10 protein-coding genes are annotated in these 15006 nt (G+C 47.5%); 5 read left to right on the forward strand and 5 right to left on the reverse strand.

What is annotated here, in order from left to right:
* Position 1: 1 nt before the first annotated feature.
* The gene (locus J7L64_05125; GenBank protein ID MCD6451724.1) at positions 2-1210 is read right to left on the reverse strand and encodes a cation:proton antiporter; all 1209 of its coding nucleotides are present in this window, start codon (positions 1208-1210) and stop codon (positions 2-4) included.
* Between the two features lie 195 nt (positions 1211-1405).
* Here J7L64_05125 and J7L64_05130 point away from each other — a divergent pair, with 195 nt between their 5' ends.
* Positions 1406-1789 carry a hypothetical protein gene (locus tag J7L64_05130; protein ID MCD6451725.1) on the forward strand — a complete coding sequence of 128 codons (384 nt, stop codon included), beginning with the start codon at positions 1406-1408 and terminating at the stop codon, positions 1787-1789.
* A 56-nt stretch (positions 1790-1845) separates the two neighbouring features.
* Positions 1846-2943 (forward strand): C1 family peptidase, encoded by a 1098-nt coding sequence (locus J7L64_05135; GenBank protein ID MCD6451726.1) that lies wholly within the window; start codon positions 1846-1848, stop codon positions 2941-2943.
* 55 nt (positions 2944-2998) lie between these two features.
* Here J7L64_05135 and J7L64_05140 read toward each other — a convergent pair whose 3' ends face one another.
* Positions 2999-3667 carry a class I SAM-dependent methyltransferase gene (locus J7L64_05140; GenBank protein MCD6451727.1) on the reverse strand — a complete coding sequence of 223 codons (669 nt, stop codon included), beginning with the start codon at positions 3665-3667 and terminating at the stop codon, positions 2999-3001.
* A 115-nt stretch (positions 3668-3782) separates the two neighbouring features.
* Between J7L64_05140 and J7L64_05145 the strand changes: the two genes are divergently transcribed.
* The 3 genes from J7L64_05145 (at position 3783) to J7L64_05155 (ending at position 8718) form a co-directional block, all read left to right on the forward strand.
* Entirely contained in the window at positions 3783-5504 is a 1722-nt protein-coding gene (locus J7L64_05145; GenBank protein ID MCD6451728.1) for a histidine ammonia-lyase, read from the forward strand.
* Positions 5505-5716: 212 nt separating this feature from the next.
* The gene (gene hisS / locus J7L64_05150) at positions 5717-7117 is read left to right on the forward strand and encodes a histidine--tRNA ligase (GenBank protein MCD6451729.1); all 1401 of its coding nucleotides are present in this window, start codon (positions 5717-5719) and stop codon (positions 7115-7117) included.
* A gap of 56 nt (positions 7118-7173) precedes the next feature.
* Positions 7174-8718, forward strand: coding sequence for a glycosyltransferase family 39 protein (locus J7L64_05155; protein ID MCD6451730.1), 1545 nt, complete (start codon positions 7174-7176; stop codon positions 8716-8718).
* A 9-nt stretch (positions 8719-8727) separates the two neighbouring features.
* Here J7L64_05155 and J7L64_05160 read toward each other — a convergent pair whose 3' ends face one another.
* The 3 genes from J7L64_05160 to J7L64_05170 all read right to left on the reverse strand — a co-directional run.
* Positions 8728-10212 (reverse strand): sulfatase, encoded by a 1485-nt coding sequence (locus J7L64_05160; protein MCD6451731.1) that lies wholly within the window; start codon positions 10210-10212, stop codon positions 8728-8730.
* Positions 10213-11132: 920 nt separating this feature from the next.
* Complete coding sequence (locus J7L64_05165) at positions 11133-13793, reverse strand: carbohydrate binding family 9 domain-containing protein (GenBank protein MCD6451732.1); 2661 nt, start codon at positions 13791-13793, stop codon at positions 11133-11135.
* 147 nt (positions 13794-13940) lie between these two features.
* A partial coding sequence (locus J7L64_05170; GenBank protein ID MCD6451733.1) for an acetylornithine/succinylornithine family transaminase occupies positions 13941-15006 on the reverse strand: 1066 nt, incomplete at its 5' end.

The following is a 15006-nucleotide window of genomic DNA, read 5'->3' on the forward strand; positions in this document are numbered from 1 at the left end:
CTTAGTAGCTTCTATCCTCCCCTGTTTCTCTGGAAGCAATTAGAGCGTATTTCACCCCAAGGGGACCGATCAGCTCGTTGATTATCACTCCTCCGAGGACCACCGCTGTAACCAATTCTATAAGCTGGGGGAAGGAGGAAAATTCATCCCGCAGGGTCAAAAGAAGGCTTATGCTTACACCTCCCATAGGTAAGGTAGCAAATCCGGAGTAAAACCGTACATTCTTCTTCGCCGAGGCGATAACGGCACCACAGAAGGAACCGCTCATCTTCCCCAATGCCCGAATGCCAAAGAATATCAACACCAACCACCAGTTTTTAAAAAGGAAAGTAGTGTTAAGACTCGCACCGGCGAAGACAAAAAAGACGATATAAAGAGGAAGTTCCAGATCCTCGAACACGAGAAATACCTCCGGATCCACCCCATAGTTTACCACTATCATCCCCACTATCAAATCGATTAGAATAGGAGAAAAGTGAAACCATCTTTCCAACTCAAAGGAGAAAAAAATAAAACCGAGAAATAAAACGATCATCTCCTGTCTCTTGGGAATGAAACGGAGTATATAGACCAGGATAAATCCGAGCATAACCCCAAAACCAACTGAACCAAAAAGCTCTAATAAGGGGAATAAAAGTGAGGAAAGTTTTATCTTCCCGAGAAGATCAACTTTGGCGATCAAGGAAATGAGATTGTAAACTACGATAGAAGCAGCATCAGAGAGCGCCACCACTGCAAGCAAGGTGTAGGTAAACTCTCCTTTCGCCTCGAGCTCCCTTATCACCGAGGCAGTGGAGATGACTGCGGTGGAAGTACCCAGAGCGCCGATGAGCAAAGCTATAGGCAGGGAAAAACCCAACAGTTTAATACCAATAAAAACAAATAAGAAAGAAAAGATCATCTGGAATATAGTTATTGCGAGAACGCTCTTCGTTATCCTTCTCAATCGGCTGAATCGAAGCTCTCCCCCAATTATCAAAGCGATGAGGCCAATACCGAGATTTTTAACCGGGGTAAGACTGAAATTGATCTCGGGGGAGATAATATTGATCAGAGATGGACTAAAGATTATTCCCACAATGAGATAGCCGGTGATCGAAGGAAAGCCAAGCTTTTTAAATAATTTCCCTCCAGCGATACCTAAAAGAAGGGTTAACGCCAATGCCAACCCAATCTGACTGATGAACTCTCCTGAAAAATTTTGCCACATAGTTTTTCTATATTACCAAAAAAGGTCTCAGTTTATAAAGAAAAAACGGCTCTACCCAGCAAATAAGCCCAGATGAACTATCTTAAAAAATAATTCAACCTTTATCTTGACATATAAAAATCTTTATTTAAAATACTGATAGAATGAGGAGAGGATTGGATAACCATTTAACTCAAAACTAAAAGGGGGAGAAAGGTGAGATTGTTTTATGGTCTAATGATTGCCTCCCTTCTTCTAGGAGGGATATCCTCCTCAACCACCAAGTTCACCCGCCACAGCTTCATCGTGATCGAGAAGCCGGGAGAGGCTATTGAGGTAAAGGTAGGGGATATGATCGAGATAACCACCCCTATGTTCCCACTCATCCCCGAGAATCTGGGAAAGAAGTTTGAAATGAACTACGATCAAAAAAATCTTCGCCTGATAGGCGAGCTACCACCAGGAGTAGAGGGGGTTATGGGAAGGGAGTATTACTTCAAAGCGGTCTTTGCCGGCACTTCCTTCATCGAGATAACGGTAACCGATGGAAAGGGAGAGGTCTTAGAGAAGTACCATCAAGACATTGTGATCAAAAAATAGGCTTTTATTTGGAGTAAGGTAGGTTAAAAACCTAACCTAATTAAAGGAGGTGTATTATGGGGTTTAGGGGGAGAAGGTATATCCTACCTTTGGTTATCGTAGCCCTTTTGGGAGTTGCCTTTCTCGGCGCCCAGATCAAGATCCAGAAGGTCCAAAAGGTCCAGATAAAGCCGAAGCTCATAAGGGCAAACCCAGTCCTCCTCCGCCAGATGTACTATGTGAGAAAAAATGTCCCCTACATCAAGATCCTGAAGAGAAAGGAGATCCCACTTATCCCCTTAAGTATGATGCGGATTGAAGCGCCGATGAGAATAAAAAGGGTCCATAAATCCGAAGGGATGAAGTTCCTGGAGGCAAGCAAAAAGAAATATCCCTCACTCAAGGTGAACTACCTGAAAGTAAACCTCAAGCTGGTTATGGCGTTCATTCGGGCACGGATGGATCATCGTCCCAAGATGACCCCGATCCGCGATCAGGGCCATCGAGGCACCTGCGTTGCCTTCGCCTGTATGGCAGCCCTCGAGCCATTTCCCACCATCCCAGACGATCTTTCAGAGCAATACGCCTACTACATCATAAAGAGAACGCTTGATCCCAACCCGAGCCCCTGTCGGGATGGTGTAGCCACCTGGCGGGCAGCAGATGTCTTGAGAAGGCAAAGCGTGTGCGAGGAGAGATACTGGAGGTATAATAAGAATCGCTGGAGTTATCCCAACAAATCCTGCATCGACAACCTCACCCAGGCACCACCACCATCCGCTGCCAGAAGAAACGCCCATTATGGCATCCAGAGTTATCGGCTCATCTTCGACGACGGTCCCACCGGCGCTACCAGCATAAAGAATGTCGATTACCTCAAACGGATTATCTTCGCCGACTACAATATCGTGATCGGTCTTTATGTGGCAGGTACCGATTGGGGAGATGGAAAGGGGATAATCCGTGTTCAATACGATGCTCGTGGAAACCCAGTTTCCCCGAGAGGCGGACACGCGATGCTCATTTGCGGGTATAACGATAAGGATCAGTATTTCATCGTGAAGAACAGCTGGGGTCCAAGTTGGGGACACTCGGGATATGCCTACATCAGCTACAACTACATCCGTCAGTATGCGAAGTACGGGTTCTATGTGATAAGAGCGCGGACAAGGTAAAAAAGGAAACGAGATTAAAGCGAGGGGCGCAAGCTGCGCCCTCGCTTTTTCTCTGCTACTTCTCGAAACTGGCTACCAGCCCGATAAAAGCACCTACGGGGAGAAAAAGAGGGGAAAGGCTCCGTTTACCAGGAAAAACGGTGGTCTGATAGAGGATCTCCTTTATCCTGATCCCCCTTTCCTCAGCCACCTTAAGAACCAATCTCCTCAGGTTAAACGGGGAGTAGAATCGGGCATAGCGGTAAGGGTTTTCTCGGCCAAGGAGAAGTTCTATCCTCCTTCTCATCCCGGTGGGACTTAGGCTGTTTAGCACGCCGAGGATGATCATTCCTCGCCCTACTCGAAACATCTCCCCTATCGTTTCTGCTGGTTCCTTTATGAACTCGAGGGTGGTGATGGCGGATACGATATCAAAGGAAGAGGAAGCAAAGGGAAGCATCACCGCATCTCCAAGAATGTAGGGCAAGCGCTCGTTTTTCCTTGCCTCTGAAAGCATAGCAAAGGATATGTCAAGCCCAACCACATCATAGCCTAAGGAAGAAAAAAAACGGGTGAAATAGCCCGTACCACAGCCTACCTCGAGGAGGCGTCCCTCACGGTTTCCAGGAAGAAGTGATGAGAGAAGAGCTTTTTCCTGCTCGGCGATGATCCTCCCCCTCGGCGTACGGTACCACTTCTCATATCCCTTAGCTATCTCAGGAGAATGCCACCATTCCCTTTCCATACCTCCTCCTCTTTTCCATTATAACCTCTTCGTCAACTCGGTTTTTCATCTTATTGACAAACGGAGGATAAATGATAGGATAAGATGAAAAAATTTTTATACAGGAGAGAGGGAGATGAAAAAAGAGGTGCTGAAGATAGACGGGGAAAACCTTACCCTCAATGAGGTGATCGCGGTAGCAAGAAAGGGAAAGAAGGTCGCCATAGCGGAAGAGGCAAAGAAGAGGATGGAGAAGACGAGAAGATGGGTGGAGAAGGTGGTAGCAGATGGAGAGCCGGTGGTCTACGCGATAAACACTGGCTTCGGTTCCTTAGCAGGAAGGAGGGTGCTCAGGGACCCCGCACTTATCAAGAGGCTCCAGCGAAACCTGATCTTAAGCCACTCCGCCGGTGTCGGTGACCCCTTTCCTCTTGAAGTAGTGCGGGCAGCGATACTCCTTCGGGCAAACACCTTAGCCAAGGGAAATTCCGGGATAAGAAGCGAGGTAGTGGAAAACCTCCTCTCGCTTTTAAACAACGATGTCATACCCAAGGTGCCGATGAAGGGATCGGTGGGGGCAAGTGGGGATCTCGCTCCCCTCGCCCATATCGTCCTCGTCATCTCGATGGACCCGGAGATGGAACCGGAAGAAGAAGAAAGGATCCTAAAGGAGCTCAGAAGCGGGAACGAGAAAGCAAGGGAAAAGCTCATCTCCTTAAGTGGTGAGGCGTTCGTAAAGGATGGTGAGGGGTATAAACTGATAAGCGGTATCGAGGCGATGGCAAAGGCAGGGATTCCGCGGGTGAAGCTCGAAGCGAAGGAGGGATTAGCCCTCACCAATGGCGCCCAGTTCATCACCGCAATGGGGGCGCTTGCGGTTTACGATGCCATCATCCTCGCCAAATCAGCGGACATAATCGCTTCCCTCTCCCTTGAGGCTATGCTTGGTCTCGAAGCGGCATTCTCCCCCCATCTTCACCGGGCAAGGAGACATCCTGGCTCGATAGCAACTGCGGAAAATATAAGAAGGCTCGTTTCCGGAAGCAACCTGGTGAGGCATATCAAGGAGATAGAGAACTCACGGAACACGATGGAGGAGTTCAGCAAGGTTCAGGACCCATACTCTCTAAGGTGTGTTCCTCAAATCCATGGGGCGAGTAAAGAGGCAGTGCTTTTCGCTAAAAAGAGGATAGAACAAGAGATGAACTCGGCAACCGACAACCCCCTGATTTTCCTCGAGACCGAGGGAAGGAACAAGGCGTTTTCCGGAGGCAACTTCCACGGAGAGCCAGTGGGGATGCCCCTCGACTTCCTCGGTATCGCTCTCGCCAAACTGGGGAACATCGCCGAGCGAAGGGTCTTCCGCCTTACCGATAAGACGCTTAATTATGGCCTTCCCTCCTACCTCATCGATGTTCCCGGTGAAGAGGGGATCCACAATGGTCTGATGATCGCTCAATACACCGCTGCCTCCCTCGTCTCCGAGAATAAGGTCCTCGCCCATCCCTCTTCGGTCGATTCCATACCCACCTCAGAGAGTATGGAGGATGTAGTCAGTATGGGGACATTTGCCGCGAGAAAGGCACTCGAGATAGTGGAAAATACGGCATATATCCTGGCGATCGAGGCATTAGCCTCCTCTCAGGCGATCTATCTCCGGCTAAAGAAGGAAAAGGGCAAATTGGGAAAAGGCACCGGACGAGCTTATGAGTTGATAAGGGAAGTCATCCCCCCACTTACCTCTGACCGCCTCCTTTATCCCGATATAGAAGCCTCATACGAGCTCATAAAGAGCGGAAGATTGGTCGAGGCGGTTGAGGAGGCGGTAGGCGAATTACTACTTGAGGCAAGGGGTTGACAAGGATGGTCTTCCTTGATAGGATTGGGGCGATTTTCAGAAAGATTCTTCGCTACTTATGAGGATATGATGATGAGTTCCTTCAAGTTTCCTCCGCCGATATATCACTTCCCCAAAAAGCATCACTTCTACCGCTTCTACCATTGACGCATCATAATTACGATCGTCCGAATGAGGTATCTCAAACTCAAAATCCAGCCAAGGAGAAGACAATGACGAGAAAAAAACAAACTGAGCCCCTTCTTCCCCGGGGGATGCGTGATTTCCTCCCCGAGGAGATGATGCGGAGGAGGAAGGTAATCGAAACGATAAGAGAAATATTCGAACGCTATGGCTACGAACCACTTGAGACTCCGGCGCTCGAGAGGATAGAGGTCCTTGCCGGGAAATACGGCGAGGAGGGGGAAAAGCTGATGTTCAGGGTATTGAAAAGGGGAAGTGGTATCGAAAAACTGGGAAAGGAGATAGAGGAATTAAGGATAACCAACAAGCGAGAGATCATCGATCTCGCCCTTCGCTACGACCTCACTGTTCCCCTTGCCCGGGTGGTTGCCCTCAACCAGGGAAAGATCGCCCTCCCCTTCAAGCGCTATCAAATACAGCCGGTATGGCGGGCAGAAAGACCACAACGGGGAAGATACCGTGAATTCTATCAGTGCGATGTGGATACGGTGGGAAGCCCATCGATGATGGCTGATGCCGAGATTATCACCATCATCAATGAGATCCTCACCAAACTTGGCTTTTCCCGATTCCGCATCCGGATAAATAATAGAAAGGTATTAAACGGCATTGCAGAGAAAGCAGGGGTCCCGGAGGAAAAAGCGATCGACCTCTTCATCGGGATAGATAAGCTGGAAAAGATCGGGCTTTCCGGGGTGGAGGAGGAACTTAAAAACCGGGGTATAGCAAGGGAAGCGATCGCTAAGATCATCCCCATCCTTGAGGTAAAGGGTGATTTTAAAACCGTGCTTTCCGAGGCGGAAAAGCTCCTTTATGGGTCCAAGATAGGGGAGGAGGGGCTTTCCGAACTCGCCGAACTTTTCAACTACGCCACCTCGTTTGGGGTTCCGCCGGGAAACCTCATCCTCGACCTTTCCCTCGCCCGGGGCCTCGATTACTATACCGGTCCCATCTACGAGTCGGTGGTGGATGAACCGAGGATAGGAAGCCTCACCGGAGGCGGAAGGTACGATAACCTGATCGGAATGTTCCTCGGAAGGGACATCCCCGCCACGGGAACGAGCATCGGGATCGAGCGGATAATCGATGCGCTGACCGAGCTCAAGATGCTTCCAGCAGAAAAAACGCTCTCCGAGGTCCTTGTCACCGTGTTCGATAAGGAAAGCTTCCCCGAATCGGCTAAGGTAGCCCGCGAGCTCCGTGATGCCGGGATCAACACCACCATCTACTTCGAACCCGGGGATAAGCTCTCCTCTCAGCTCAAGTACGCCGATAAGCGAGGGATACCCTTAGCAATAATCGTGGGACCGGATGAGATAAAAGAAGGGGTAGTGGCGGTTAAGGACCTCGGTTCTGGAAAACAGGAGAAGGTAGAAAGGAGAAAGCTCATCTCCCTCATCAAGGAAAGAATTAAAGAGGAGGGTCATTGAACTAAACCTTACAATAAATCCTTTTCTATTGGAAACCGTAGCTGAAGGATACCTATATGTATCCAAGAAAAGGATTAGGAAATAAACTATACATCATTTTGGTCTCAGTTCTCCTTTTATATTGTTTTACCCTTAATGGGAGGCTAACCGATAAAGGTGATGATGCAGGCTACATAATCTTAGCCAAATCACTGGCATTGGGTGAGGGATATCGGCTTATCAGCCATCCTGCCCAACCTCCAGAAACCCGATACCCTCCGCTTTTCCCTTTTTTATTGATGCCTTTAGTGCGATCCTTCCCTCAAAATTACCTTATCTTAAAACTCATCCCCTTGCTCTTTTCTCTCGCCACAATCCTGGTCTTCGCCTTCTTAGTGAAAATTCTCTTGCCTCAAAAAGGGAGTGGGATGTTTTTGGTAATCATCGTAGCCATCAGCCCTATAATCGTCGATTACTCCACCCAGTTATTAACAGAGCCGGTGTATGCCTTTTTCTCCTTACTCACCCTCTACCTCTCCCTTTATCTTGATATCAAAGGGGATAACAAACTCTTGATAGCCTTAGCCTTGACTGCAGTAAGTGCCTACTACTGCCGTTATATCGGTATCAGTTTGATTATAGCAATAATATTACTCTATTTAATCCGAAGGAGATATAGGGTATTCCTTTTTCTGTCGTTCCTTATGGTCATCGCCATTCTGCCCTGGATGATAAGAAATAACCTATTGGGAGGAGGTGGCTATGTAGCCTCCTTTCTCCTGATTAATCCCTATGATATCGACGCAGGCACAATAACTTTTATAGGATTTATCAAGAGGCTCCTTATGAACGGGATCCGGTATGGAGGCAAGGTTATCCCAGATCTCATATTCTTTCCCTGGTTAGGAAAGGTCGGTTCTTATAATCCCCTAAAGATTGCCCTCGGTTTAGCTGTTTCCGCCCTTATTTTGCTCGGGTTTTACCGTAATATAAGAACTAAAATAAATCTGTTAAATATCTATACTTTAATTTATTTTTTAATCTGCTTGATCTGGCCCTGGTATGACACCAGATTTCTCGTACCTCTCCTACCCCTTATTCTTCTATTCTTAATCCAAGGGACAAATGAGCTGGCAACATTTCTATCGAGAAAAAAGAGTTTTGGTGAGTCATCCTATAGGAACATCCTTCAAAAAGGGTTGAGAATAGGGGTGATTTTATTCCTCTTATTAGGCTCTGGATGGGTTATATACGAACATCACTGGGGAAGAGGGAGCCCCGAATGGCGGGATTATCACCAGGCTTGCCTCTGGCTACGGAACAATACACCAGAAGAAAGCATAATCCTTTGTCGAAAACCAAGATACACCTATCTTATCTCAGGAAGAAAGGCGATATGTTATCCTTATACTTCGGACGATGAGTATATGATCGAGTTTTTAAAGAAATATCAGCCAGATTACATAATCTTCGATCGTTTGAAAGGAGCAATTGATACCTCTACCCGCTACCTCAAACCCTTCCTTCTTCTCCATCAAGATATATTCATCCCCTTTCACCAAGTTGGCAGTTCCGGCACTTATATTTACAAACGGATTGGTGAACTAAAGGAGAATCGTTGAAATAATTCTTTAATGGACATACCCTAAAGCTTTTAACCGCTCTTTTAAAGCCTTGTTTATCTCTATCGGCTTTCCCTTTCTTCCCTTTAACAGTATTTTGGCTATTTTCTTATTGTTGTCGATGATGGTCTTGACCATTGATCTATATTGCTTCGCTTCAGCTTGATGTAGATTAACGACATTAGAGAGCTCTCCAGGGTCATCCGTCAAATCATAAAATTCCTCTCTTCTCAAATTTGGGAAGTATATATATTTAAACCCCTTGTAAACGATCGACTTTCTCTCCTCGCCTCTATATAGGAATTCGCTAAAGGCTATCCTCTCCTCCTCTCGCTTATGAAGTATTAAAGGAAGAAAACTCTTTCCCTGAATTACACCATGATAATCGATATTTAAAAGTTCTAAAAGTGAGGGGAAAATATCTATCAGCCTTACCTGCTGGTTGACCACCTCTCCTCTTATCGGTTTGTAATTCCCTAAGGAGATTATAAGAGGGACATGGAGCAACTCGTTATATAGGGTATGACCGTGTTCAAATCCCAAATGTTCCCAGAATTCTTCACCATGGTCACTAGTTAGGATAATTATCGTCTTATCATATATATCAAGCTCCTTTAATCTATCGATGAGCCTTCCTACCTCGGCATCGACGAATCTTATCTCGCCCCGATACAAAGCCTCGATATACTCTCTATCCTCCAAGGACAAATGATAATCACCCTCCCTGATGTTAGCAAAGTCCGTTAACCTCGTATTTCTGAACCTTCCCTTATAGCGAAGGTCCTCTATATACCTCGCTGGAGGATGGTAGGGAATATGAGGGTCTGTGTAGTGAACCCAAAGGAAAAAGCGCCTTTGAGCGTTACTATTAAGCCAATTTATAGCTTCATCGGTAATTATATCCCCTGGGGTGTACCAATGGGGCTTCACATTGGCCCTGATGTGTTTTATAAGTTGCAGAAGAAAAAAACTCTCTGGTTTATAGTAATCTTCATCGAGGTTCTTGAAGCCAATAAATCCCTTGGTAAACCCTTCCTCCTTCGTCAAATGAGGATTGGATAGGATAGCTTGGGTAAAATAACCCTTTTTCCGCAAAACCTCCGGCAATCTCGGAATTGAGTCTCCTATCCGCTTGAATCCCTTCTTCCTTAGCCCTGAGATTCTCTCTCCCCCTTTGTGCACCGAAGGATATAAAGAGGTGAGAAGTGAAGCAAGGGAGGGAGTGGTCCAAGGGGCTTGGCTGATCGCCTTCTCAAATAGGATGCCCTCCTGGGCTAATCTATCAATGTTCGGTGTCTTTATCCTTTTATAACCATAACAGCTTAAATGGTCGGCTCTCAATGTATCTATGGTAATAAGGAGAATATTTGGAAGATTCTCCCTGGGTAGATCGACTGTTTGAAGCTCTTTTAAACCTACCGGTTGCAGATAATCTGATTTAAGGAAGAAGAAACCAGCAAAGCTAAGTAAACCAACTCCTATTAAGAAAGCCACTCCCTTCAGTGACGGTTTTATAAAGATATATAAAAGGTTTAACGATACCAATAAACCAGAAAAGAAAAGGGCATTAAAAATTAACAGCTTGGATAGATTCTGGGACAAATTATGGTATTTTCCCACATACAACCAAATAATGGGAAGTATGCTCAAAAGAACTAATGTGGAAATGTAAAGGTTTAACAACGCCTTACCTTTATAAATACCAAAAAGCTTATATAAAACCATCAGAAGCAGGAGAAAAATCGTTCCTATTCCTATATCGGCTAAGATGGAGGCTGGAGATTTGAAGGAAGGTAGAAACCAAACATTTATTTCAAATAGAACAAACAGGAAGGGGAAAATAACGATGGAGAACGCTCTATAAAGACCTCGAATATCAATCCTGGATTTTGTAGGCCTAAATTTATCCAAAAAGTAGAAGACCAATCCGAATAATACCCCAGCCAATAAGCCGAGAAGGGAGTAAATCATCAAAGCCAAAAGGACCTTACCCCCTGGTATGGAATTACCTATAACTATATTCTCCAGATACTCGGCTAAGTAAAATAGCACCCCGGCTGAAATACATAAAAAAAGACCTTCCCGGATGTATAGGGAAGGCTTTTTGGTTCGTCTTTCTCTCATTGCTCCAGCAAAATAATACTAATCTCCCCTCATCACTCCTAACCGTTCCAATCTCGCAAAACGAAATACTCTCTACAAATAAGCCATTGAAAATTCTACCTCTTTTGGATAAGACTGTCAAGCAAATGAGACAGGAGACACCAAAAGTAGAGGCACCAAACACTATACCTATAACTTAGCGGTTTATACCAACAGGATAAGGCAAAAAGAAGAAAAGGTCATTCCTTATTATCAAGGTAAAAGACAGAAACTTTGGGGAGATCTTTAGGAGCAACATTTTCTCGAGGACATTACATCGCAAAGCGGTAGGTGAATTTCACCAAGAACACATTCTCGCCTGGGGCGGTGAAGAGATCCCCGAAATCGCGCCAGAACCTGAAATCGCCGGGATGAGAATAATCGGCTCTCTTCTGGGTCCAGACGAAATAGAAAACGGAACCAGGGGAATACTCCCAGCGTAAGACCGCAGTTCCCCTAAGAGATTTATAATTGAAATCGGGATCAGAGAAGGAAAACGGTTCTGCTGGACCAGCACCATCCGGATCAACGGTGTACTCTTCGCCATCGTAGCTGATGGTTGAGCCATCAGCCTTGCCGAACTCGTTAAAATCGTAGCTCCTCGCTCTCGCAAGCTCCTTGAAATGGTCGTACTTCCCCACCGCGATGAACGGCTGGAGGTAGAACTGGAGGCTCAACTTCGGGGTGAAGGTCCAGTTCAACCTTATAGAGGTGGAAACCGTCCTCTGGATGATTTCAGCAAAGATGTAGCGGGCACCGTAGGTGGCGGTCATCAAAGGATCATCCACCTTGGTTACCCACTGGGCAATATTATAACGGTAATTATATCTCGGACCAACGGAGAACTCGATGTTGCTTCTCGGCTTAAACCGGAGGCTAACCTCCCAATTAAAGTTCACCCCGCCAGCATTATCGGAAAGATACTCTCCATTAAAGGAAAGCACTATTGGCTTTCGCCTATCGCTATCGGCACGAAGCCTCATCATCTTAAGGGCTGGACTTAGGGCTAAAGGACCACCTCGAGTCAGGGTATTGTCCAAGCATTCGGGTTGATAGACCCCCAATAGATCGAAGCTCCAATAATTAAGAAGACGGAAGTTGAACTCGATAAGGTATAGATCCTCCAGTTTATTCCCTCCAAAATCATAGTTCCTGCCGTTGCCGGCAGCGATCCACCAATTTCTGAACACCTTTCCCGGGATAAACGAGGCATATCCCACTACCAAATGGGCATTTATTAAGTCGCTTCCCCTACCTTGAAAACCGAGATCGCTCACATCAAACCCAGGGGATAACGCCCCGAGGGCAGCATTGAACATCAAATTGCCCCTCTCCCTGCTTAACGCCATCCGCATCCCCCAACCAGAGAGGGAGGTAGCCTCCTCATTGAGATGAAGATAGCTGGCATCAGGACGCTGAAAATAGTGCAGCGAGGATTCCTGAACCCCAAGGATAGCCTCCTTGCTCCCATTGAGCCTCGTTCCCCCTACCCAGCCGTTTAGTGCCCAGTTTCTCTTTTTATCGAGGAATGTCCAGCCATCTACCCCAAAGGCGAAGGCGTCCTTGGTCAGGATATCGCGCAGCTCATCGGTCCTTAGGTCCCTGATAGCGGTAGTAGCGATGAAACCGAGCCCCTGTCTCCCCTGATTGAGTTCCCGCTGAACCCGGAAGATCCCATAATAGGTAAGGGGCTCCACCTCCTCCTTGAGCCTCTTCCCATCCTCATCGATCTCAGCATACTCCCTGCTGGTAACTGCGTTTATGATCCCGAGGTTCCAGCCACCACCTATCTTGCCGGTGATCTTAGCTGCCCCTAAAATGGTCGTCCACTCGGGGAACTTGACATAGCCATCGCTCGATACCTCACCCTGAGGGGCTCTTCCTATCCGTCTGCTGTAGAAGAAGGTGGGGTTGGGCCAATTGATATTGATATCCCGGGTGATCCCACCTCTGCCGAAGTTCCGGAAGATGCTCGAGCCCTCGATGAAGAAGGGACGCTTCTCCTCGTAATAGGTCTCGTAGGCGGTAAGATTGATCACCGCAGGGTCAACCTCCACCTGGCCAAAGTCCGGGTTAACCGTAGCGTCGAGGATGAGATTGGTCCTAAGACACATCTTCAAATCCAAGCCCATATTGGCTCGGTATGCCCTTCCAGTGAGAAAGGGGTTTCCTTCCTCAGAGGGCATAAGCTCCACTTCTCCTACTCCGTAGGGGAGGAGTTGAATGTATCTTCCCGGACTAATGCCTTCTACCCCAACCAGCTTGGCAAAATGGGAGACATAGCCACTTTCCTTTTTGGGAATCCAGACAAAGGTGTCCACCTCGTTCTTCCTTCTTATCGTTCGAGAAAAATCGACGCCCCAGATATATGAGCTTTTCTTTGGGAACCGCAATTGATGGTAAGGGATGCGGATTTCGACCGTCCATCCCTTATCATCCACCCTCGCTGCCCATTCCCAGACGCCGTCCCAAGAGTAATCGCGCCAGCTATCGTTGTACAAGGTGGCATCGGCGATGGAACCAGCAGGGTTCACCGCGAAGAGGAAACCACTCCTTCTATCGAAATAGGGATCAATGGCGAACTCAAACCAATCGGAATCAACCCGGTCATCCCTTCTTCCAAGACGGCTTACGATGAGATCGGGATGAGAATCGAAAAGCCGGGCGGCGACATAGAGTGCCTCTTTATCGTAAGCCACCCATACCACCGTCTTCTCGGTTGGTTTTCCCCCATCTATCGGATCCGATTGGACGAAATCACTGTAACCCTTTCCCTGCCATACCTCTTCGTTCAGCATCCCATCTATCTTGATCGGGCTTTTGGCGAATACCGCCTTTATCACCCTCTCCCTCGGCTTCTTCTTGATCTCCTTCCCCAAAAGGAGCGTGGGTAAAAGGATTATGAGAATTATGATTGCCCCTTTCTTTATCATCAGAACCTCCTCGCTATTATCGGAAGTCAAGTTCTGTCCTTTTCAAAACCGCCTCATAAAATAAAACGCTCAGTCGGAGGAAATGGTTTAGGTTAAGGCGGAAAAAATTATTTTGCTATATAAGGGGAACAATCTGAATGAAATCGCTTAACCTAAAACACTAACGAGCTTCTCCACCACGAGGTCGAGCTCCTCGTAGGTGATGGTCAATGGGGGAAGAAGCCTTATCACCCTCGGTCCTGCAGGGAGGGCTAACACCCCTTCCTCCATCAATCTTATAAGATAGGGCTTGACCTTCTCCTCCAACTCGATCCCTATCATCAAGCCCAGGTTCCTTATCTCCCGCACCTTGGGAAGACGGTAACTTCTTAGCTTGGTTATAAAGTAATCTCCCTTCTCCTCTGCCTTCTTCGGCAGGTCGTTCTCCACGATAAAATCGATGGTAGCGATGGCGGAAGAGCAGGAAAGGGGGTTCCCCCCAAAGGTGGAACCATGCCTTCCTTTAGGTATCTCCACCTTATGGGAGCAGAGGACCGCTCCCATCGGCACCTCTCCTCCTATCGCCTTGGCGAGGCACATTATATCGGGCTCGATCCCAAAGTGCTCGATGGCGAACATCCTCCCCGTCCTTCCGAAACCGGTTTGAACCTCATCTATTATCAACAGGATCCCCTCCTTATCGCAAAGCCTCCTCGCCTCTTTAAAAAACTCTTTCCTCCCGATGTTTACCCCGCCCTCCCCCTGAACCGGCTCGAGGATGATCCCCGCTATCCTCTCGTTCACCTTTTCCCTTAGACCTTCCAAGCTATTGAAGGGGATGAAGTGGAACCCGGGGACGAGGGGCTCGAAGTCCTTTCGATACCTATGGTTGAAGGTGGCACTTAGCGCTCCCATTGTTCGCCCATGAAACCCTTTCATCGCAGCGATGAACTCCTTCCTCCCGGTGGTGAACCGGGCGAACTTTATCGCTCCCTCCATCGCCTCTGCTCCCGAATTGCAGAGGAAAGCACGACTTAGATTCCTCGGCGCAATGGAAATAAGCTTCTCAAGGAGGAGAGCTCGTTTATCATTGTAGAATATGCCCGGGCAGGTGATGAGCTTTCTCGCCTGCTCGGAAATCGCCTCCACCACCTTCTCGTTCCCATGCCCGATGTTTGCTACCCCATGGCCCGCTACGCAGTCGATGTATTCCCTCCCCTCTGCATCCCAAACC

The organism is Acidobacteriota bacterium (assembly GCA_021161905.1).
Classification (GTDB): domain Bacteria; phylum Acidobacteriota; class B3-B38; order Guanabaribacteriales; family JAGGZT01; genus JAGGZT01.

Coding starts and splice junctions, on each gene's coding strand:
- J7L64_05140 (MCD6451727.1), bottom strand. CDS start 3,667: ATGGAAAGGGAATGGTGGCATTCTCCTGAGATAGCTAAGGGATATGAG.
- J7L64_05125 (MCD6451724.1), bottom strand. CDS start 1,210: ATGTGGCAAAATTTTTCAGGAGAGTTCATCAGTCAGATTGGGTTGGCA.
- J7L64_05165 (MCD6451732.1), bottom strand. CDS start 13,793: ATGATAAAGAAAGGGGCAATCATAATTCTCATAATCCTTTTACCCACG.
- J7L64_05145 (MCD6451728.1), top strand. CDS start 3,783: ATGAAAAAAGAGGTGCTGAAGATAGACGGGGAAAACCTTACCCTCAAT.
- J7L64_05155 (MCD6451730.1), top strand. CDS start 7,174: ATGTATCCAAGAAAAGGATTAGGAAATAAACTATACATCATTTTGGTC.
- hisS (MCD6451729.1), top strand. CDS start 5,717: ATGACGAGAAAAAAACAAACTGAGCCCCTTCTTCCCCGGGGGATGCGT.
- J7L64_05135 (MCD6451726.1), top strand. CDS start 1,846: ATGGGGTTTAGGGGGAGAAGGTATATCCTACCTTTGGTTATCGTAGCC.